General features: G+C 65.8%; 20 protein-coding genes. 7 read left to right on the top strand and 13 right to left on the bottom strand.

Annotated elements, in window-relative coordinates; genetic code table 11:
• Positions 1-31 precede the first annotated feature (31 nt).
• From AC1Q7Q_RS36965 to AC1Q7Q_RS36935, 7 genes are all read left to right on the top strand, one after another.
• Positions 32-718, top strand: coding sequence for a MotA/TolQ/ExbB proton channel family protein (locus AC1Q7Q_RS36965; protein WP_492373044.1), 687 nt, complete (start codon positions 32-34; stop codon positions 716-718).
• A complete protein-coding gene (locus AC1Q7Q_RS36960) occupies positions 718-1,134 on the top strand; it encodes a DUF2149 domain-containing protein (protein ID WP_492373043.1) in 417 nt (138 codons plus the stop codon). The genes AC1Q7Q_RS36965 and AC1Q7Q_RS36960 overlap by 1 nt, the downstream gene beginning before the upstream one ends.
• The gene (locus tag AC1Q7Q_RS36955) at positions 1,134-5,270 is read left to right on the top strand and encodes a cobaltochelatase subunit CobN (RefSeq protein ID WP_492373042.1); all 4,137 of its coding nucleotides are present in this window, start codon (positions 1,134-1,136) and stop codon (positions 5,268-5,270) included. Before AC1Q7Q_RS36960 ends, AC1Q7Q_RS36955 begins: the two co-directional genes overlap by 1 nt.
• 215 nt (positions 5,271-5,485) lie before the next feature.
• Positions 5,486-6,568, top strand: a complete 1,083-nt coding sequence (gene cobW, locus AC1Q7Q_RS36950; RefSeq protein ID WP_492373041.1) for a cobalamin biosynthesis protein CobW — start codon at positions 5,486-5,488, stop codon at positions 6,566-6,568.
• A 59-nt stretch (positions 6,569-6,627) separates the two neighbouring features.
• A complete protein-coding gene (cobN, locus tag AC1Q7Q_RS36945) occupies positions 6,628-10,458 on the top strand; it encodes a cobaltochelatase subunit CobN (protein ID WP_492373040.1) in 3,831 nt (1,276 codons plus the stop codon).
• Positions 10,455-11,519 carry a magnesium chelatase ATPase subunit I gene (locus tag AC1Q7Q_RS36940; RefSeq protein WP_492373039.1) on the top strand — a complete coding sequence of 355 codons (1,065 nt, stop codon included), beginning with the start codon at positions 10,455-10,457 and terminating at the stop codon, positions 11,517-11,519. Before cobN ends, AC1Q7Q_RS36940 begins: the two co-directional genes overlap by 4 nt.
• Positions 11,429-12,193, top strand: a complete 765-nt coding sequence (locus AC1Q7Q_RS36935) for a vWA domain-containing protein (protein ID WP_492387279.1) — start codon at positions 11,429-11,431, stop codon at positions 12,191-12,193. The genes AC1Q7Q_RS36940 and AC1Q7Q_RS36935 overlap by 91 nt, the downstream gene beginning before the upstream one ends.
• Before the next feature lie 625 nt (positions 12,194-12,818).
• On the opposite strand, the gene AC1Q7Q_RS36930 is transcribed toward AC1Q7Q_RS36935, so the two are convergent.
• The 13 genes from AC1Q7Q_RS36930 to AC1Q7Q_RS36870 form a co-directional block, all read right to left on the bottom strand.
• Positions 12,819-13,592, bottom strand: a complete 774-nt coding sequence (locus AC1Q7Q_RS36930; protein WP_492373037.1) for a 2OG-Fe(II) oxygenase — start codon at positions 13,590-13,592, stop codon at positions 12,819-12,821.
• Complete coding sequence (locus AC1Q7Q_RS36925; protein ID WP_492373036.1) at positions 13,589-13,894, bottom strand: metal-binding protein; 306 nt, start codon at positions 13,892-13,894, stop codon at positions 13,589-13,591. Before AC1Q7Q_RS36925 ends, AC1Q7Q_RS36930 begins: the two co-directional genes overlap by 4 nt.
• A gap of 21 nt (positions 13,895-13,915) precedes the next feature.
• On the bottom strand, positions 13,916-14,623 hold the full coding sequence (locus AC1Q7Q_RS36920) for a 2OG-Fe(II) oxygenase (RefSeq protein ID WP_492373035.1): 708 nt from the start codon (positions 14,621-14,623) through the stop codon (positions 13,916-13,918).
• A 12-nt stretch (positions 14,624-14,635) separates the two neighbouring features.
• Positions 14,636-15,700: a bifunctional DNA-binding transcriptional regulator/O6-methylguanine-DNA methyltransferase Ada gene (gene ada, locus AC1Q7Q_RS36915; protein ID WP_492373034.1), complete on the bottom strand. Its 1,065-nt coding sequence runs from the start codon at positions 15,698-15,700 to the stop codon at positions 14,636-14,638.
• Positions 15,701-15,786: 86 nt separating this feature from the next.
• A complete protein-coding gene (locus AC1Q7Q_RS36910) occupies positions 15,787-16,431 on the bottom strand; it encodes a DNA-3-methyladenine glycosylase family protein (RefSeq protein ID WP_492373033.1) in 645 nt (214 codons plus the stop codon).
• Between the two features lie 2 nt (positions 16,432-16,433).
• Positions 16,434-16,985, bottom strand: a complete 552-nt coding sequence (locus tag AC1Q7Q_RS36905) for a methylated-DNA--[protein]-cysteine S-methyltransferase (RefSeq protein WP_492373032.1) — start codon at positions 16,983-16,985, stop codon at positions 16,434-16,436.
• A gap of 53 nt (positions 16,986-17,038) precedes the next feature.
• Positions 17,039-17,215, bottom strand: coding sequence for a hypothetical protein (locus tag AC1Q7Q_RS36900; protein ID WP_492373031.1), 177 nt, complete (start codon positions 17,213-17,215; stop codon positions 17,039-17,041).
• Positions 17,216-17,311: 96 nt separating this feature from the next.
• On the bottom strand, positions 17,312-17,956 hold the full coding sequence (gene alkB / locus AC1Q7Q_RS36895; protein WP_492373030.1) for a DNA oxidative demethylase AlkB: 645 nt from the start codon (positions 17,954-17,956) through the stop codon (positions 17,312-17,314).
• Positions 17,957-17,958: 2 nt separating this feature from the next.
• Positions 17,959-18,651: a 2OG-Fe(II) oxygenase gene (locus tag AC1Q7Q_RS36890; protein ID WP_492373029.1), complete on the bottom strand. Its 693-nt coding sequence runs from the start codon at positions 18,649-18,651 to the stop codon at positions 17,959-17,961.
• 26 nt (positions 18,652-18,677) lie between these two features.
• Positions 18,678-18,989, bottom strand: coding sequence for a methylated-DNA--[protein]-cysteine S-methyltransferase (locus AC1Q7Q_RS36885; protein ID WP_492373028.1), 312 nt, complete (start codon positions 18,987-18,989; stop codon positions 18,678-18,680).
• 99 nt (positions 18,990-19,088) lie between these two features.
• A complete protein-coding gene (locus tag AC1Q7Q_RS36880) occupies positions 19,089-19,664 on the bottom strand; it encodes a hypothetical protein (protein ID WP_492373027.1) in 576 nt (191 codons plus the stop codon).
• 76 nt (positions 19,665-19,740) lie between these two features.
• A complete protein-coding gene (locus AC1Q7Q_RS36875) occupies positions 19,741-20,214 on the bottom strand; it encodes an FAD synthase family protein (RefSeq protein ID WP_492373026.1) in 474 nt (157 codons plus the stop codon).
• 187 nt (positions 20,215-20,401) lie between these two features.
• The gene (locus tag AC1Q7Q_RS36870) at positions 20,402-20,869 is read right to left on the bottom strand and encodes an ester cyclase (RefSeq protein ID WP_492373025.1); all 468 of its coding nucleotides are present in this window, start codon (positions 20,867-20,869) and stop codon (positions 20,402-20,404) included.
• Between the last annotated feature and the right edge of the window lie 353 nt (positions 20,870-21,222).

The following is a 21,222-nucleotide window of genomic DNA, read 5'->3' as shown; positions in this document are numbered from 1 at the left end:
GATCCGCCTAACCCAACTGCCGCCAATCACAATGGAAAGCGTCGTCACCGAGATTTTCTTTCGCCTTTCCACGGCGTTCTTCTGGCCGGTCGCGCTGGCGTTGCTGGTGCTGTTCGTGCTCTCGCTGGCCGATCTCGGCAGCCTGATCGTGCAGTCCCGGCGCCGCGCCGTGGCGCCGCGCAGCGATCTCCCCGCGCTGGCCAACGCGCTGGCCTCCAGCCTGCAAAATGGCACGCAGGCGCATCTGGACGCGGCATTGCTGTCGCCTTCGCTAGCCCGCTTCTGGGGCATGCTGGAAGAACGGCTCGCCCGGCTCGATTCGCACGAACACCTTGACCTGTGGCTGGACGAAACGCTGCAGCGCGAGGAAATGCGTGTGGCCAACCGGCTCGACCTGACCCGCACGCTGGTGCGCATCGCGCCGATGCTGGGCCTGGCCGGCACCATCATCCCGCTCGGTCCGGCGCTGCAATCGCTGCTCGGTGGCGATATGGCCGGCATGGTCAACCACCTGGTGATCGGCTTTGGCGCGGTCGTCTGCGGGCTGGTGCTGGGCGGCATCGCCTACGTGCTGACGCTCACGCGCGAGCGCTGGGCGCGCAGCGATCTCAAGGAAATGGAAAACCTGTGCGAGCTGGTGCTGCGGGCCATGCCCGAACCAGTGGCGCCCGCTGCACACGCGCGCGCCGCCATCCATCTGGCCGGGACCCAGGCCTGATGGACGCGGGCCAGGGACACCAGTTCAGGCGGCGGCGCTTCGTGCGGCGGCGCCGCGCGCAGGGCGAGCTTGCCTCGGTGCATCGGGAAGACCCGCTAGCTGGCGTGGCCAACCTGTTCGATGCCTCCATCGTCTTTGCGGTGGGCCTGATGGTGGCGCTCACGCAGGCGTTCAGCCTGACCCAGCTGCTCAATCCCGACTCGCAGTTCACCATGGTCCAGCGCGATCCGCGCACCGGCGAGCTGCAATGGCTGGAGAAGAACCGCAAGGAGGTCAAGGTCAGCAAGATGTCCCCGCGGCAGAAAACGGGCGAGGGCACCCGGCTGGGCGTGGCTTACCAGTTGCCGGATGGCAGCGTGGTGTATGTGCCGGAGGGCGCGGCGGCCGGCGCGGCCTCGGCCACGGGCGCGCGTTGATGGCTTCGGCGCGGCGGGTTTCGCTGTGGCAGCGCTGGCTGCTGCTGATGCTCGGGCTGCTGTGCGGGTGCCTTGCCGGCCCGGGCCACGCCCGCGCAGCCCAGCCCGGACAGCCAGCCCCGGTACGCGTGCTGCTGGTCACCACCAACACGCACCTGCTGCCCGCGGCCGAAGCGCGCCTGCGCGAGCTGGCCGGGCCGGGCAGGGTGGTGCTGGATGCCGTGACGGCAGCGCCCGATGCCGCGCAAGTCGCCGCCGCCGATGTCATCTACGCGTATTTCGTTCCCACGGCCGTGCTGCGCCAGATGGCGCCGGCCGTGCGCCAGGCGCGGCAGCGCGGCGCGCTGGTGCTGGCCGCGCCGGCAGCGTCCGCCGAGGCCGCCTGGGGCTTTGGCCTGGACGCCGCGCGCAACCAGGCCGCCGAGGCTTACTGGAGCGCCGGTGGCGCCGACAACCTCGCGGGCTGGATGGCCTGGCTGGTGGCCACCGTGCGCGGCGAGCAGGCCATGGCCGTGCCGCCGCCGCGCCCGCTGCCCGCGGCCGGCATCTATCACCCGCGCGCAGCGCAAGCATTTGCCACGCTCAAGGACTATCTCGCCTGGTACCGCGCCGGCGCAAGTGGCCTGCCGGCCGGCGCACCGCTGGCCGGCATTGCCTTCTATGCCAGCAACTATCGCCAGCAGGATCTCGCGCATATCGATGCGCTGATCGCGGCGCTGGAGCGCCAGGGCATTGGCGCGGTGCCGGTGTTCGGCTGGCCGCTGTCCGGGCTGGATCCGATGCTCACGGTCGACGGCCAAAGCCCGCTGCGCGCATTGCTGACGCTGAACCTCACCATCAGCCGCGCCGAGGACAAGGCCTGGCTGGAGCGCCACGGCCTGCATGCCATCAACCTGATCGCCACGCGCGACAGCCAGGCCGGCTGGCGGGCCGATGCGCGCGGCATTGGCGGCGAGCGCCTGCCGCTGCTGCTTAACACGCCCGAGCGGGCCGGCGTCTCGGAGCCGATCCTGTTCGCCACGCTGGAGGACGAACACGGCGCCAAGGCCAGCCGTGCCGTGCCGCAGCGGGCAGACGCTGCGGTGGCCCGCGTGCGGCGCTGGATCGCGCTGCAGGACAAGCCAGCGGCGGACAAGCGCATCGCCATCCTCTACTACAACAACCCGCCGGGCCGCGGCAATATCGGCGCCAGCTACCTGGCTACGCTGCCCTCGCTGGTGCAGGTCATGGCGCGGCTGCGCGAGGCGGGCTACCGCACGGGCGCCACGCTGCCGGACACGGCCGAGCTGACCGCGCTGCTGGAGCGCAATGGCCGCAATATGGAGGAATGGTCGCCCGGCGAACTGGCTGAGATGGTGTCGCGCGGCCGCGTTACGCTGCTGCCGATGGCGCAGTACAAGCGCTGGTTCGATGCCTTGCCGATGGCGTTTCGCCAGTCGGTGGTGGCCGCCTGGGGCCCGCCCGAGCGCAATCCGCTGATGCTGGTGGGTGACGGCCATGGCGGGCAGGATTTCGTGATTCCGGGCCTGCGCTTCGGCAATCTGTTCGTTGGCCCGCAGCCGCTGCGCTCCACCTTCGCGCGAGCGATGGACAGCTCGCACGATACGGTGACGCCGCCGCCACACTCCTATATCGCCGCCTACCTGTGGTATCGCCACGCCTTCGGCGCGGACGCAATGGTCCACGTGGGGCGCCACGGCACGCTCGAATGGCTGCCTGGCAAGCAGGTGGGGCAAAGCGGCGACGACAGCGCCGAGGTGTTGCTGGGCGACCTGCCCAACGCTTACTACTACATCCAGGACGGCGGCGGAGAAGCCATCCAGGCCAAGCGCCGCAGCGCTGCCGTGCTGGTCAGCCACCTGACCCCGCTGATCGCCCGCGCCGGCTGGCCGGACAAACTGGCCAAGCTCGACGCGGTGATCGAGCAGCAGGAGGCCGCCGCCGACAGCTCCCCGGCGCTGGCGGACCAATACCGCCTGCAGGCGCTGGCGCAGATCCGCGCCCTCGGGCTGGACCGCCAGCTCGGGCTGGATCCCGGCGCGCCATGGGAGCAGGTCGAACCCGTGATCCACCGCTTCTTGCATAAGGTGGAAGCCGAGCCGGTGCCGCTGGGCGTTCACACGCTGGGCGAGCTGCCGCCGTTGGATGCGCAGCGCCAGGCGCTGGCCACCGTGCTGGAAAGCGCATTCGACGCGAGCGAGATGCGGGTGATCGGCAAGGACGCGCTCTCGCGCTGGGCCGGCGCATTGGCAGAAGGCCGCGAGCCGGACGGCGCTGCCAACGCGCCATTGCCGCCGCCGCTGGCGCAGAAGGTAAGAGCCGCGCTGTCCAGTACGCGCGCCTGGCTGGCCAATCTGCGCGAATCGCCGCGCCGCGAGCTGGATGGCCTGGTGACCGTGCTGTCCGGCCGCTACCTGCCGACCGCGCCGCTGGGCGACCCCGTGCGCACCCCGCAGGGCCTGCCCACCGGGCGCAACCTGCACGCCTTCGACGGCGCGCTGATCCCCACGCCCGCGGCCTGGCAGCTCGGAAAGCAACTGGCCGCGCAGACGCTCGCGCGCTATCGCGAGGAAACCGGCAAGGCGCCCGAGCAGGTCTCGATGGTGCTGTGGTACGGCGAAACCGAGCGCCACCAAGGCGCGATGGAGAGCGAGGCGCTCTACCTGATGGGCGTGGAGCCGGTCTGGAACGCGCGCGGCGTGGTGGAGGATGTGCGCCTGATCCCCGATGCCGAACTCGGCCGCCCGCGCGTCAACGTGCTGTTCACCATCTCCGGCATCTACCGCGACGGCTTCGGCGACAAGGTGGCGCTGCTGGACAAGGCCGCGCGCCTGGCCGCCGCCGCCGGCGACAACGCCATCAGCCGCCACGACCGCGAAGCGCAGGCCACGCTGCTGGCGGCCGGCGTGGAGCCGCAACTGGCCGCGCGGCTGGCCCGCGCCCGCGTGTTCGCCGCCAAGCCCGGCAACTACAGCATCGGCGTGCAGCAGATGGTGGAGCAGAGCAAGGACGCGGCGCAGGCCGGCGAGCCGCCGGGCGCGCTGGCGCGGCAGTACTTGCGCTACATGAATTTTGCGTTCTCCAGCGAAGGCTGGGGCGAGACCGCGCCGCAGGCGCTGGCCAGCCACCTCAAATCCAACCAGGCCGTGTTGTTCTCGCGCGCCAGCACCCTTTACGGCGCGCTCGACAACGACGATACCTACCAGTACGCCGGCGGCCTCAACATGGCCACGCGCGCCGTCAGCGGGCAGGCGCCGCGCTTCTGGCTGCACAACCTGCGCCGCGCCGGCGAAGAGCAGACCGTGGATGCCCGCACCTGGCTGGCCACCGAGCTCAACGCGCGCAACTGGAACCCGCGCTGGATCGAAGGCATGCAGCGCTCGGGCTATGCCGGCGCGCGCGAAATGTTCAAGGAGATCGAGCATCTCTACGGCTTCCAGGCCACCAGCCCGGAGCAGATGAGCGGCAGCTTCTGGCAGAACACGTATGACGTCTATGTGGCCGACAAGAATGGCCTGGACATGGACGCTTTCTTTGCGCAAAACAACCCGCACGCGCGGCAGGGCATCCTGGCCCGGCTGCTGGAAGTGGACCGGCAGGGGAGCTACCGCTTCACGCCTGCCGAGCGCGCCGACATGGCACGGCGCTATGTGGCGTCGGTCAATCGCGATGGCTTGTCCTGCTCGGCCAATAGCTGCGGCAATCCCGTGCTGATGCAGTACATCGCCGGGCTGGGGCAGCAAGCCCGGCTGCCCACGGATGCGCTGCGCGAATTCTCCGCGCGGCTGGCGACAGCCATGCCGGGGCGCGAGCCAGCCGCGCCGGCGGCGGCGTCTGGCCGGGCTGCACCGCCCGACGCATCCCGTGCGAGCCCGCCGCCGGCCCGGCAGGCCAAGCCGCAGCCAGCACCGGCGCCGCGTCCCGCGACCGGCCAAGTGACGGGCCAAGTGACAGGCCAAGTGACAGGCCAGTTGCTCGAAAGCCGCGTGCTCAAGCTCGCCGCGCCCGCCCCGCTCAGTGGCCTGGCGCCGCGCGAGGCGCTGTGGAGCGCTGCGCTGATGCTGCTGCTGGTTGGCGCTGGCGCCTTTGCGGAGTGGTGGCGCGGCCGTGGCCGGCGGCAGCCCGCGCCACGCTGACGCGCCGCGGGTGGACAGCACCGTGCGATCTCTTTATGCTGATCCCCTCGCCGCGGCCAGGCCCGTCGCCGTTTGCCGACACTGCGTTTGTCGATACTGCGTTTGTCGATACTGATTACCGGCTGCGCAAAACATAACTTGCGAAGGGCCAGCCACGCCGCGCATCGCACGCCCCGATTCAACCCCAGCGCCAGCGCTGAATTCCCCTATCCACCATGCAGACCCGTAAAATCCCCGCCACCATCGTCACCGGCTTCCTTGGCAGCGGCAAGACCACCTTGCTGCGCCATATCCTCGAGAACGCCAACGGACGGCGCATTGCGGTGATCGTCAACGAGTTCGGCGAGTTGGGCATCGATGGCGAGATCCTGAAGGGTTGCGGCATCGGCTGCGACGAATCCGGCCAGAGCAATGGCCAGCTCTATGAGCTGGCCAACGGCTGCCTGTGCTGCACGGTGCAGGAGGAATTCTTCCCGGTGATGGAGCAATTGCTGGAGCGCCGCGGCGATATCGACCACGTGCTGATTGAGACCTCCGGCCTGGCGCTGCCCAAACCGCTGGTGCAGGCCTTCAACTGGCCCAGCATCAAGAACGCCTTCACCGTGGACGCGGTCGTCACCGTGGTGGACGGCGCGGCAGCCGCGGCCGGCCAGTTCGCCGCCGACCCGGACGCCGTGGACGCGCAGCGCAAGGCCGATCCCAACCTCGATCACGAGTCCCCGCTGCATGCGCTGTTCGAAGACCAGCTCGGCGCGGCCGACCTCGTCATCCTCAACAAGACTGATCTGATCGACGACGCGCAGCGCGCCGAAGTGCAAGCGCTGATCCGCCCGGAGATCCCCGCCGAAGTGAAGATCGTCGGCGCGCAGGGTGGCAAGCTGGATATCGCGCTGCTGCTGGGCCTGAACCGCGCCTCGGAAGACACCATTCACCTGCGTCCGGATCACCACGGCTCGGCGGACGATTCCGATCACGCAGATCACCATCACGACGAGTTCGACTCCGTCGTCGTAGAGCTGGGCGAGGTGGACCGCGACCCGTTGATCGATGGCCTGCGCCAGCTGGTGGAAAGCCACACCATCTACCGCATCAAGGGCTTTGCCAAGCTGCCAGCCAAGCCCATGAGGCTGGTGCTGCATGGCGTGGGACGGCGCTTTGACAGCTACTTCGACCGCCGCTGGCTGCCGGGCGAGGCGCAATCCACGCGTATCGTGCTGATCGGCCAGGCGCTTGACCAGCCTACGCTGCAGGCCGCCCTGGAGGCCGCGCTGAGTGCCGCCGCCGTGCGTACGGCGTAAGGCGCAAGGCATAAGGCCCACAACCAGCCCACACCAGCCCACACCAGCCCAGGCACCCGATGCACCTGCTTTCCACCCGTCCGGGCGGCTTCGTCGACGATAACGCCGGCGTGGTGCGCATTGCACAAAGCCCGGCGCAAATCGTGGTGCTCAGCGCGGCGGATACCACGCTGTCGCTGCTGGCCGGCGTCTTTCCGCGCCTGGGAGAGGGTTTTCCCACGGTGCGGCTGGCCAACCAGATGTACCTGCGCCAGCCGGCTTCGCTCGACATGTATGTGGACGACGTGCTGCAGCACGCACGCGTGGTGGTGGTCGACCATCTTGGCGGCGACAGCGACTGGCCCTATGGCCTGGAGCGGCTCACCGAACTGGCGCGCTCGCGCAAGCAGCTGCTGGTGATGTTCTCCGGCGACCTCGCCGAGGACGCCAACCTGCTCGGGCGCGGCAACGCGCCGCAAGCGCTGGCCAGCAACCTGTGGCGTTACCTGCGCGAGGGCGGCGCGGACAACGCCGAGCAGTTCTTCCGCTGCCTGGCGCATCACGCTTTCGGCTGGGGCGAGCCCGCCCTGCAGCCGCGCGTGCTGCCGCAGGCGGCGATCTATCACCCGGCACACGGCGTGGCTACCGCGGCGGACTGGCAGCGGGAGTGGGCGCAGGATGGCCATGCCGATGCGCCGGTCGTGGCGCTGGTGTTCTACCGCGCCCACCTGCAGGCTGGCAACACCGCTGTGTTCGATGCCCTCATCGCCGCCTTGCGCGCACAGGGCATGAACCCGCTGCCGCTGGCGGTCAATTCACTCAAGGACACGCTGTGCCGCGAGGTGCTGCAGCATCTGTGCGCCGGGCACGGCGCGGCGCTGGTGCTGAACACCACGGCGTTTGCCGTCTCGTCGCTGGACGCGCCTGAAACCCTGGCGCTCGCCGGCGACGCGCCGGTGCTGCAGGTGATCCTGAGCGGCGGCAACCGCGAGGACTGGCTGCAGGACAGCCAGGGCCTGGGCCCGCGCGACGTGGCCATGCATATCGCCATGCCCGAGGTGGACGGGCGCATCATCACGCGCGCCGTCAGCTTCAAGGGGCTGGCCTATCGCTGCCCCCATACCGAGGTCGACGTGGTGCGCTACCAGCCCGACGCGCAGCGCATCGCCTTCGTGGCCGAGCTGAGCCGCCGCTGGTGCCGCCTGCGGCAGCTGGACAATGCCGACAAGCGCGTAGCGCTGGTGCTGGCCAACTATCCGGCCAACGAAGGGCGCATCGGCAACGGCGTGGGGCTGGATACGCCCGCCTCCGTAGTGGGCATTCTCGGCATGCTGCGCGAGCAGGGCTACCACTGCGAAGGCCTGCCTGCCGATGGCGACGACCTGATGCGCGGGCTCACGCAGGGCATCACCAACGACCTGACGCACCGCGACCTGCGGCCGGCGTTCCAGAGCCTGTCGATGGCCGACTACCTGGCGCACCTGAGCCGCCTGCCGGCGGACAACCAGCGCGCTCTTGCCGAGCGCTGGGGCAGCCCGGACCAGGACCCGATGGTGCGGCAAGGGCGCTTCATGATCGCCGGCGTGCGCAGCGGGCATCTGTTCGTCGGGCTGCAGCCGGCCCGGGCGTACGCGCTGCCGGGCGAGCAAGGCAGCCAGAGCTACGCCAGCTACCACGATGCCGATCTGGTGCCGCCGCATGGCTACCTGGCGTTCTACTTCTGGCTGCGCCACAGCTTTGGCGCCGACGCCATCGTCCACGTGGGCAAGCACGGCAACCTGGAATGGCTGCCCGGCAAGAGCGTGGCGCTGGCCGATACCTGCTGGCCCGATGCCATCCTCGGGCCGCTGCCGCATCTCTATCCCTTTATCGTCAATGACCCGGGCGAGGGCGCGCAGGCCAAGCGGCGCGCGCAGGCCGTCATCATCGACCACCTGATGCCGCCGCTCACGCGCGCCGAGAGTTATGGCCCGCTGCAGGACCTGGAGCGGCAGGTCGACGAATACTACGAGGCGCTGGCGGTGGACCCGCGCCGCGCGCGGATGCTGCGCAAGGAGATTCTGAAGCTGATCGTGGACCAGCAGCTGCATCGTGAACTGGGGCTGGATGCGCCGGCGGATAGCGATGGGGAAGATGCGCTGCTCAACCGCACCGACGCTTACCTGTGCGAGCTGAAGGAATCTCAGATCCGCGATGGCCTGCACGTTTTCGGCGTGTCGCCGCAGGGCCGCCAGCGGCGCGATACGCTGCTCGCGCTCGGGCGCTTTCCGGTGGGCGACGGCAAGGGCGCGCAAGCCAGCTTGCTGGCGGCGCTGGCCGCCGACCTGGCATTGGGCGATGGCTTCGACCCGCTCGATGCCGACTGGTCCGCGCCCTGGCAAGGGCCGCGTCCGGCGCAACTGGCCACGCTGGACGGCGGGCCGTGGCGCCATCATGGCGATACGCGCGAGCGCCTTGAGATGCTGGCCACGGCGTTGCTTGGCGATGTGGCTGGCGACGTTGCCTTGCCGCGGGCTTCGGCCGTGCTCGCGCGCCTGCGCCAGGACGTGATGCCGCGCCTGGATGCCTGCGGCCCGCAGGAAATGCGGCAACTGTCGCGTGGGCTGGCTGGGCAGTTCGTGCCGCCGGGCCCCAGCGGCGCGCCTTCGCGCGGCCGGCCGGATGTCCTTCCCACCGGGCGCAATTTCTACTCGGTCGACACGCGCGCGGTGCCAACTCGTACGGCATGGACGCTGGGCCTGAAGTCTGCCAACCAGCTGATCGAGCGCCACCTGCAGGAGCACGGCGAGTATCCGCAGTCCATTGGCCTGTCCGTCTGGGGCACCGCCACCATGCGCAGCGGCGGCGACGATATCGCGCAGGCCTTCGCGCTGCTGGGCGTGCGGCCCAAGTGGGCGGCCGGCAGCTACCGCGTGACCGACTTCGAGATCTTGCCGATGGCGATCTTCGACCGTCCGCGCGTCGACGTCACGCTGCGCGTGTCGGGGTTCTTCCGCGATGCCTTCGCCAACGTCATGCGCCTGTTCGATGCCGCCGTGCAGGCGGTGGCGGAGCTTGACGAACCCGCCGAAGTCAATCCCGTGCGCGCCCGCATCGAGAGCGAGCGCGCGCGGCTGGAAGCCGAGGGCGTGCCCGCTTCCGAGGCGCGCCGCCGCGCCGGCTGGCGCGTGTTCGGTGCCCGCCCGGGCGGCTACGGCACCGGCCTGCAGGACCTGATCGATAGCCGCAACTGGCAGGACGACAGCGATCTGGCGCAGGCCTACCTGCATGCCGGCGGCTACGCCTATGGGCAAGGCACGGATGGCGTCGAGGCGCGCGCCAGCTTTGCCCTGCGCCTGTCCAGCCTGGACGCGGTCGTGCAGAACCAGGACAACCGCGAGCACGACCTGCTCGACGCCAACGACTACTACCAGTTCCAGGGCGGCATGGTAGCGGCCGCGCGCGCGTTCGGCGGCGCCCAGCCGGCGATCTACCACGGCGACCACAGCAACCCGGCGGCGCCGCGCATCCACACGCTGCAGGAGGAAATCAGCCGCGTGATCCGTGCGCGCGTGGTCAATCCCAAGTGGATCGACGGCGTCAAGCGGCACGGCTACAAAGGGGCGTTCGAGATGGCCGCCACGGTGGACTACCTGTTCGGCTTCGACGCCACCACCCGCGTGGTGGCCGATCACCAGTACGCGCTGGTGACCGATGCCTATGTGAACGACGCCGGCACCCGCGCCTTCCTGCGCCAGCACAATCCGCGCGCGCTGCACGCCATCTGCGAGCGCCTGCTCGAAGCGGCGCAGCGCGGCCTGTGGCAGGAGCCGGGTGAGCGTCGCGCCCAACTGGAACAACACCTGCTCGATAGCGAGCAGGCGCTTGAAGGAATCGAAGGAATCAAAGGAATCGAAGGAATCCCCTCATGAATGCAACCGCCCGGCTCGCCCGCATGCCATTTCCCTTCAGCGCCCTGGTCGGCCAGCAGCGCCTGCAGCAAGCGCTGCTGCTCGCCGCGGTGGATCCCGGCATCGGTGGCGTGCTGGTCAGCGGCCCGCGCGGCACGGCCAAGTCGACCGCGGCGCGAGCCCTTGCGGAATTGCTGCCCGAAGGCCAGTTTGTCACGCTGCCGCTGGGCGCCAGCGAGGAACAACTGATCGGCACGCTCGACCTCGGCCACGTACTGAAGCAGAGCGAGGTCCGCTTTGCCCCCGGCCTGCTGGCGCGCGCGCACCAGGGCGTGCTCTATGTGGACGAAGTCAACCTGCTGCCGGATCACCTCGTCGACCAGTTGCTGGACGTGGCCGCCAGCGGCGTCAACGTGGTGGAGCGCGACGGCGTGTCGCACCAGCACGAGGCGCGCTTCGTGCTGGTGGGCACCATGAACCCGGAAGAGGGCGAGTTGCGCCCGCAGCTGCTGGACCGTTTCGGTCTGTCGCTGGCGCTGGAGAACTGCACGGACGCCGCGCAGCGCCAGGCGATCGTCAAGGCCCGGCTCGCGTTCGACAACGATCCGGTGGCCCTGCGCACGCGCTTTGCCACCGAGCAGGAAACGCTCACGCGGCAGGTGCGGCTGGCGCGCGCCGCGCTGTCCGCGCTTTCGTTCAGCGATGCCGTGCACGAGCGTGTCAGCCACCTGTGCCTGGCCGCCGCCGTCGACGGTGTGCGGGCAGACCTGGTGATGCTGCGCGCGGCGCGCGCGCTGGCTGCCTTGCAGTGCGACGCGGCGGTGGTGCCCGCGCATGTGGACACCGTGGCGGAGCTGGTCCTGCACCACCGGCGCCAGGCGCCGCCCAACGCTGGCGGGCAGGCCGGTGGGCAGGCCGATAGCGCTGGCCATGCGAATGGCAGCGGCGATGGCGATGGCCGCAATGCGGGCGACGCAGCCGCCAACAACCCATGGGGCGCGCTCCCGCCCCCGCCGGCAAGTGCTGCGGCCGGTATCGCCCCGGTCAAGGGCGTGAGGCCGCTGCCCGCAAAAAAAGCCTGAGCCACCGGCAGGCCGCCGCCGAACCCGGGCAAGGCGGCAACCGGTGGCAAGCCTCTCGTTTCGCCCCACGTCTGCCCGCGCCGCACGGCCGCCCGGGCAGCTCGCGCATCCACTGGACACGGACGCTGGCTGCCAAGGGCAGCCAGCCGTTTGCGCCGAGCCACCTGCGCTGGCGCGCACAGCAGGCGCACGCCGGCGTGCTGCACTGCTTCGTGCTCGATTGCTCGGCCTCGATGCTGCATGGCCGCCAGCTCGCGCTGGCCAAGGGCGTGCTGCTGCGCCTGCTGCAACGCGCCTACCAGGCGCGCGCCGAGGTGGCGCTGGTGTGCTTCGCCGCCGGCCGCGCCGAAGTCCGCCTGCGGCCGGCACGCGCTCGCCCATGGAGCGAAGCCTGGATCCGCCCGATCGCCGGCGGCGGCGGCACGCCGCTCGCGCTCGGCATGGAGCGCGCCGCCCAGTTGCTGGCCCACGCCGCGCGACGGCGCCCGGCGCAACAGCGCTGGCTGTGGCTGCTCAGCGACGGCCGCAGCACCGAGCAGCCGCCGCGCCCGCATTGGGCTGATGCGGTGATGGTGGTGGATTTCGAGCGCCAGGCGGTGGCGCTGGGGCGCTGCCGGCAGTTGGCGCTGGGGTGGGAGGGTGAGTATCTGGTGGCGGATGCGTTGATGGGGTGATGTTGCGCAGAGTCGCCATGACCTCGGCTACGGACGATCAGCGCATCGTCCCCCTCGAATCTGAATTATCTCAATGGAAGTCTCGACGACCGGAGCCATCCTTGGTGCACTAAATCGCCGACCAGACCTGCATGGCTTGCTGACAAACTTTGAGCCATCTGTCAACATAGAAACATGGAACCGATTAACTTCCTCGTCCACTTTCACCAGCGTCGCGGTCGCAGCCCCATGCACCGTGGTTCGTTACGCTTACAGTGTTGATTCGGCCCCCTCCAGTCCCGACTGATGCTGATAGTGACCAAGGCGCCAACGGCGCCTTTTTTGTTTTCTAACTCTCAAGGAACCCGATATGACTATGGATTTGAGCGCTGTGACGGTCCGTGCAACCGCAGAAGAAGACTGGGAAGTCCTTAAGACTATTCGTCTCGCCTCCTTGCAGGACAGTCCAACCGCGTTCGGCCTGAGTCTCGGTTGGTCAGCCCATGATTAATCAATGACTGATCCGCACCGATATGCGGACACCTGAGGTCGTGAATTCCGTGAAGCCGATTGCGCCGGCCAGACATGCACGACGGATGGGCAGGCACAGAACTCCTGCCCCGAATGGCGGACCGACGTACGCCAATTATCTAGCATCATGAAAGATGATGCCCAAGGTATGCCGCTGACCCCGATGCAGCCTGCTAACACCATGACGCAGACTCAGGCGATGGAATCCTCGCGCCGAGCGCACGGGTCTGTGATTCACGGCAAAGATTGCTGCATCACCTTGACGCAGGGGCACGACCTGAGCACGTCCCGGCTTTGTCGGGTGCGTTTCGGTTAGCAGCAACTCGCCACCGTCAAAGTCGCGCCCCGGCTCGTTGAGCAAGAAGACCGCCTGGAACGGAAATACGTGGTCGCCATACAGATCTTGGTGGAGGCAACAATAATCGTTGGCGCCATAGCGTAGCAGGAGCGGGGTTGGACGGGTCTGTCCTGCCCGGCGGCAGATTTCGCTGAATTCCGCATGTGTGGCCGGAAACCTCTCCGCAATGCGCATGACCGCATGCCAGCGATTCGCAATTGGCGAGAGACGTGGATAGAGGTCGCGCCGCAGTTCACTGATGAGATCAGGCAGTGGGTCTCGAAAGTATTTGTATTCGCCTCGCCCAAATGCGTATCGCTCCATCACGATCCGGCTTCGGAATCGCTGGTCCTCAGGAAAGTATCCAGTGACTGACTCGCACTGCTCGCATGTCAAGAGCGCCGGAATCACGGCGTATCCATCGCGCGTCAACGCTTCCTCGAATGCGAGCCAGTCAACCATCGCAAGCTTGTCGGCCAGGGACTGCGGTTTCAAGGGTTCTCTTCCCGAGGCCTTCTCCAAGACCGCGTTGAATAGCGTTTCAGCGGTCATGACTGCACTCGATTTCGTGATGTAGGGCGGCTTCCAGTGGCTTGCGTCCTCTTCCAGGCAGCGTATCGAACAGGCATGCAAACCGCACACGGCCGGAAGCAGGCGGCGATAGCGATCGACTCGTCGAGAAAGAAGACCCGCTGTTTGATATAGCCCCCGCGGGCGATGGACTGCAGGGCCGCCCGGCAATCAAATCTGCCGTAGATCCGCCCGCCTCGATGGCCACCAAGTGTGCCTGGCACCGAGCTTTCATAGGGCTTGCCGTCCCGTCCGATCAGCGTCCAGGTTCTCGATTCGGTCATAGTCCGATCCACCATTTAGGCTCACACAAAATGATGGAACGTGAGTTCCACGCCAATACGTTCACCCTGCCGGATGCGACTGATCGCGTGCTTGAGGTTGACCCGATAGTCGCCACGCGTGCCTTTGAACGGGCGCTGAGCTGTCGTGATAATGGCCACATCGCCAAGTTTGAGCGGAACGACCAGTGGCCGTGATTGCATGCGTGGGCGCTGCTCCGTCATGACAAACTCCCCGCCGAGGAAGTCGTCGCCCGGTGTCGTAAGCAAGGCAACGACTTGCATCGGGAATACGTGCTCTGCATCACTGCGTTGGTGCAACGCGACGTAGTCTCCAGCACTCAACCGGCTCAAGTAAGACTGGCCGCGCTTCTGTCCCGCCGCGCTGCATTGCTGGAGGAAAGCGGACAATTCCTCTGGGTAGCGGTAACTTATGTCCAGTCGCTCGTTCCATGAGTTGGCAATTGCCGCGAGCTTGGGATAAAACGCTTCGTGCAGCGACTGCCACGGGTCTGGTAAGTTCTGATCGAAGTAGAACAGATCACCTTGCCCGAGCTCGGTGGTCACCAATGGCATTCGGCGCGTCTTTCCGTCGAAATCGGTCCGCCGCGCCAGCTCGCGCGCCCGATCGGCTGCAAGCAGTCCCGGAATCACGGCGTAGCCGTCTGCATCCAGGTGGCCGTATATGGCAAACCAATCCAGTTGATTGAGCGCATCGGAGAATTGCGTCATGGCAGCATCCTTTCAGGTTTGAGCTTCGCGTTGGAGCAATTCGCGCTTGCGATCCACGCCCCAGCGGTAGCCGGCGATATCGCCATCGCGCCGCACCACGCGGTGGCATGGAATGGCCACGGCAATGTGGTTCGCTGCACAGGCCTGCGCTACGGCACGCACGGCCTTGGGAGCGCCGATGCGCTCGGCGATCTCCGCGTAGCTCACGGTCGTGCCCGGCGGAATCTCGCGCAGAACCCGCCAGACGCGCTCCTGGAAGGCCGTGCCCTGTACGTCCAACGGTAAGTGCAGCCCGATAGCCGGTGCCTCGATGAACCCCACTACCTGGGCGATCAATTGCTCGAACTCAGCATCGCCGCCGATAAGCCGAGCCTTGCGGAACTGGTCCTGCAGGTCACGCACCAGCGCATCCGGGTCATCGCCCAACAGAATGGCGCAAATGCCGCGCTGGCTCTGTGCGACCAGAATGGCACCTAGCGAGCACTGTCCCACCGCGAATCGAATGACCGCCCCGGTGCCGCCTGCCAGGTAGTCTCGCGCCCGCATGCCCAGCAGATGGTCGGAGGCTTCGTAGAACCGGCTATTGGAGTTGAAGCCGGCGCCATAAATCGCGTTGGTGACCGAAGCGTTGGGTGTGCTCAACTCCTCCCTCAACTTGCGGGCACGATAGGCCGAGCTGTAGGCTTTGGGGGTGAGGCCCGTTTCGGCCCTGAACAGACGGTGGAAGTGGAACGGGCTCATGCCGATTTCGGCTGCCAGGTCGTCGAGCTGGGGCGGTGTCTCTGACGCCTCGATCAGGCGACAGGCACACTCCACCAGCGCGGCGCGCTCGGCTGCCGCGCTGGTCTGGTCGCCACGTGCGCGGCGGCTGCGGCGGTAGCCCGCCGCTTCGGCAGCTTTTGCCGAGTCGAAGAACTCCACATTTTCGCGCTTGGGTAACCGTGCCGTAGAGCTAGGCTGACAGTACACACCCGTGGTGCGCACGGCATAGACGAAGTGCCCATCGGCCGCGACATCCCGCGCCTGCACAGCCTCCCAACGGGTATCCTCGGTTTCGTAGACATGGGTCGTATTCATGGCGACAGTCCTGGAATCGTCAATCACAGAGACAGGATAGGCAGGAATTCATTCGCAAGAACTCCGATTCTTGCGAATGAATTTCATCATTTAGGCGGCAGTCGCCACAAGTACCAGGCCGCGACAGTCCGCCAGGGACTCCAGGCCCCGCCGATCTCGCGCAACTGCCGAGGTGTCGGCGCCTCCTCCAAGCCCTTCAGGCGCCGGTAACCCTCGCGCACGCCGAAGTCGTCCACCGGCAGGATGTCTGAGCGCTCCAATGAGTAGATCAGGAACATTTCGACGGTCCAGCGCCCCACGCCACGCAGGCAGACCAAGCGCTCGATCAGCGCGGCGTCAGGAAGGCGCCGAGCTTCATCGAGACTGGGCACAAATCCGTCCACGGCGGCCTGCGCAATGCCACGTATGGTGGCCAGCTTGGCGGCCGAGAAGCCGCACGCGCGCTGTGACTCAGGATCGGTCGACAGGAGTTGTGCCGGCGATGGGAAGGAGGCTCCCGGATAGAGCGCCAGCAGTCGCGCAAGAATCGCATCGCCGGCCTTGGCGTGCAACTGTTGGTAGGCGATGGCGCGCACCAAGGCTTCGTAGGGCTCGCGCGCAGGTTTGGCCTCATGTCGGCATGGGCCAACGATGGCGATATGGCGCGCCCAGTCTGCATCTAGACCGGACAAGTACTGAGAGGCCCGTTCGTACGCGCGCGGAGACAAGTCAGCTGCAATGGTATCGGCCAAGATCAGATCCCCGGCAGCATGGCAGTCTGTGGTTCGGCACGCTCTGGCGCGATCGCCCTCTCGTGTTCCAATAGCCAGCGCTTACGGGGCACCCCCCAGGCGTAACCCTTGAGGTCGCCATTGCTGGCGATGACCCGATGACACGGTACGATGACGGCGATCGGATTGGCGCCATTGGCTGCACCGATGTCGATGGCCGCGCGCGGATCGTCGAAGCCCAGTTCCTTGGCCAGCTTGCCGTAGGTCGTGGTCGTGCCGGCCGGAATGCGGCGCAGCGCGGCCCAGACCCGGCGCTGAAGCTGAGAGCCAGCGGTCTCAGTCCGCAGGGCATCCAGCGCGCCCAATTCACCCGAAAAATAGCGAGCCAAGGCTTCGGCGATCTCGGATGGGGCCGGAACTTCAACCAGCTCGACACTGCCATAGTGCTCGCGCAAGCTGCGATGCTGGCGCGCCTTGTGGTCGGCAAAATCGAGCCCGCGCACAATCTGCCGCGCATCGGTGACGAGCAGTAGGTCGCCCAGCGGCGACTCCAGATAGCTCAAGAACAATTGCATGATGCACTCCTTGTTGAATGAATCGGCGGGCACACTTGGTGTGGTCAGTCTGCTCATCTCAGGCGGGTAACGCCCCATTCTCCAAACAGGTAGGCCTCGCCGCTTTCCATGCGCAGCTCGATGGCACCGGCATCGCCGACCCGCCATTGCGCCGCGCCCATGTCCACCAACGACTGGCAATAGGCCTCAATCTGGCGGCGCGCTTCGGCCCGTTTGTTCGTCGGTTCCATGGATATCGAGTGCATGGGAGCGTCTTGGCAACTGCGGCTACTTTAGGTGTATCGTCTCGGGAAAAAACTCCGACTCTTGCTCTTGAATTCCGATGCTCATCCCGCTTTGCGGAAGGTGAAGTTGATGCGTTGACTTCCGAGCAGCGGATGCGGCTCTTCTTTTAACGGCATCACCCCGTGATAGCGCGGGCGATCGGCCTCTCCCCATACCATCACATCACCGTGGTGCAGAAAAACTTTGAGCGTGGGATCGGAGCGCTCATGTCCACCAAACAGGAAGGTGGCCCTCATGCCTAAAGAGACCGAGACAATAGGTGCTTCGTAGTCCCGCTCGTTCTTGTCCTGGTGCAACGAGAGCCTCGCGCCAGGCAAGTAGCGATTCACCAGACAGGAATCTGGCTCAAAATCGGCGAATCCCGCTGCTGCCGCTGCTTCGTTGGCGAGTCGCGCGAACGCGTCGGGCATGGCAGGCCACCGCTCGCCGGTGTCCGGATCAATTGAGGTGTACCGGTAGCCACGCCGGTCTGTCGTCCATCCCAGTGCCCCGCAGTTCGTCAGCGCAACCGACATGGTGAAACCTCCAGGCGTCACCATGTGTCGAAACGGCGACATGGCCGCGATGTCAGAAATGGCGGGCATCAGTTCGCTCACATACGGCAGTGCGAATCCGCGCAGCACCAAGGCGCCTGAACCCAGGCGCAAGCGTTCGCCACTTGTCTCGAAGCGTTCACACGGCTCCATGTTCACCTCGAGTCGTGGAAGATAAGCCCCACCGTATGCCGCTTGCCGCTGCGGATGCGGCTGACGCCATGCCGCATCGCCACGTTTTTGATGCCACGCAACCCCGTCGCTGGCCGCTTGTTGACGGTGAATACCACTGCATCGCCCTGGCGCAGTGCGACGACATCGGCGCGTTGCCCTTTGGTCGAACACTCCGTCATGACGAACTCGCCACCGGCGAAGTCCCTGCCAGGTTCCGACAAGAGAATTGCCACCTGCAACGGGAAAACGTGCTCGCCGTAGAGATCCTGATGCAGGCAGTTGTAGTCACCTTCGCCATACTGGAGGATTAGCGGCGTCGGCCGCGTCTGCCCGGCCTGGTGACATCGGTCGAGGAATACATCCAGCTCATCCGGGTATCGCGTGTCGATTCCCAACTGCCGGTTCCAGCGATTTGCGATCGGCACGAGTTGGGGATACAGCGCATGCCGCAGCCAATTGAGCAGCGGTGGCAACGGGTATGTGAAGTACTTGTATTCACCCCGCCCGAATCCGTGGCGAGCCATGACGATCCGAGCGCGAAAGCCTTCCTCCTTCGAGTACAGCGCCGCGAGCTCATCGCATTGCTCCGCAGCCAGCAGGCCAGGCAAGACGACATTTCCATGGGCATCAAGCGAACGCTCCATGTCGATCCAGTCGTAGGTCAAGCGTTCCATGGGGCTATAGCGCCCCGCATTGGCCCTCATTGCGCGCGCTCCTCGGCCAACATGGCAAGCTTGCGCTCGACACCCCAGCGATAGCCGGACACAGAGCCATCGCTGCGCACCACACGATGGCAGGGAATGACGATGGCCAACACGTTTGCGGCGCAGGCACCCGCCACGGCGCGAACGGCTGCCGGCCTGCCGAGATCCTGAGCTACTTCCAGCTGGCTTCGTCCAACGAGAACCATACCCTGCAATGTCAGGCCGACGGCGAATCGAATAGGGCCCTCTACCCGGGTTCCCGGGGCACGGAAGTTGTACTTGAACGTGGGAAAAGAACGAATTCTCATGGCAAATCGCTCGCATCGGCTTCAGGGTGTCGTAAGTGTAGAAATTCACGCCCGCTGAGAAACTCCGATCTTTGCGGTTGAATTCTTTGGCGGCGCGACTCACCAGCCGGGGTATCTGGCGATGAGTTGGAGCCAGAGCGTGAGACATCCTGCGTCTTGCATGTAGTGCAGGGCCTCGGACGCCTTCCAGGTACTAGGGACTCGCCGCAGCCAGATCGAATCGGGCCCAGACCGGTAGAGCCAAATGACGGTCGCGGCCATCATCTGCTGTTCAGGGGCCATCGCACGAAAGTCGGTACGCCAGCGCGCCATCTCTTCTGGATGGTGCCCGCCGGTACGTTCGTTGTAAGCCGCAGGGCAAACACTTCGATGATGGTCCCCACCGTGCGTTCTGGCGAACAGCTTGAACAATCGAAGCTGCCGAATTGCCTGCAGCAACGATTCGCAATAGCTCTCAGGACTTCGATGGAATGGCACTTTTGACCCTGACAACGCTTCCAGTTGCGCTGCCTCGCTCTCGTCGAGGTCGAGAAGATCGAGGACGAGGTCTTCCAGCCGCATGTCATCGAGTCTCGATGCAATGAGGTTCTGTGGCAGCAAGGCGACTCTTACTGCGGCTACCCAAGTAGCCAGCGACTGTGCAACGGGCTCTGCACACGAGATTTTATTCATCATGGAGGGCATCGCAAACGCGATGCAAGAAGTGAGGGCTGGGCCATAGGCAGATTACGTGTCCGCGATAGGGCGGCCGTCAGATGGCAAAGATAGCGTCCATCACAAGCTCACATCGGCGCACTCGTACAGCGAGGTCGTCGATGTTTTGCAGGGTCTGGCGAAGCGCACTGCTCGATGTGCGCCTTCCATATGGAAAGTAGAAAACTTCGACACCGAGACCCGCCAAGCTTCGTTCGAGCCGATAGCCTTTTTCGGTTCCGCGCCAATCATCCCCCTTGAACAGGACATTGAACCGCAGGTCCTTCCAGATCTCGACCTTGTCATTGGTGAACGCAGGATTGGCCGCATCGACATAGCGCACATTGCGGACAATCTCCAATCGCTCAGCGAGCGGAATGACAGGCTTCACCCCCTTGTGCTGAATCAGAACCTCGTCGGCCACGACGCCGGCGATGAGAACGTCGCAATGCTCCTTGGCTTGTCGCAGAAGATTGAGGTGCCCGATGTGAAAGAGATCATAGGCACCGGGTGCGTAACCGATTCGAATCATGGCAGTGATGTTCTCTCAAGACTGATCGATCTCACTGTCCAGGAATCTGCGACCTCATCCTATCCGGTGCGCTCGGTTTCTGCTCAGGCATTCTGGAATCACGCAACGTGGATATGAGGTGCGCAATGAATAGGCGTCGCGCGACGCGCATACTGCACGTCGCGCCACTTCTCCTGATTCCTGGAAATCAGCCGTCGCCATTAATGGCGGCCTCCTTGATCAGCCCGAGCTGGGTCAGCGCAGCCACACCGTCGTCCAGGCCGAGTTCTTCCACGATCCTGCCGCCGATCACCTTCAGCACGGTAGTACCGGTGAAATGCATCTTGCGGCCAGTTGCGGCAGGCAGACCGCCACTAAGGAAGTCATCAAATGCCGGGCCCGTGTGGGTGCCGCCACCTTCCCACTGGCCGACGACATAGTCGCCTTCGGCAATCAGCTCTGCCGTGCCCCAGAAGTTGAGATCCGGGAACGCGGCACGAAAGTCGGTCATGAAGGCCTTGATATCCTCGCGACCACGACGAGGTTCGTGCAGCGAATACTTGAGCAGCATGTTCGGGGCGGCAATCTCATCGATCACCGCCAGATTGACGTTCTTGCCCCAGAATTCCGTGAACCAACGACCGACGACGGCCTTGTTCTGCTCTTCTTTGCTCATTGGAAAGGTCCTCACAGTTAGTTTCGGGAAGGTTCATCGTAACCATTCGATGCCCTGAGCAAGAGAATAGGCATCCCCACGTTGTTAAGAACTCCGATTCTTGCTGCGCAAACCAATCCGAAGATCGACGTACCGTCTAGGCCAGTGACGGTACCTCATCGTCTGTGCGAGCGGTGCGCACTAGAGTGGCTAGCCGCTCCAGTGTCGTGTCGTGGATTCCATTGGCGCGCAAGCCTTCGCACGTGCGGAACAGATAGGCGTATTGGATTCAATCGCAAGAAACGGAGAGCGCGGCCAAGACCGGCCGCCTACTCTTCATTGCGAGCCAGTCGCGACATGTCTCGGTTCCACGC

It is taken from the genome of Cupriavidus sp. GW823-FHT07A04 (assembly GCF_058794615.1).
This window is presented reverse-complemented; position numbering and strand designations above follow the sequence as displayed.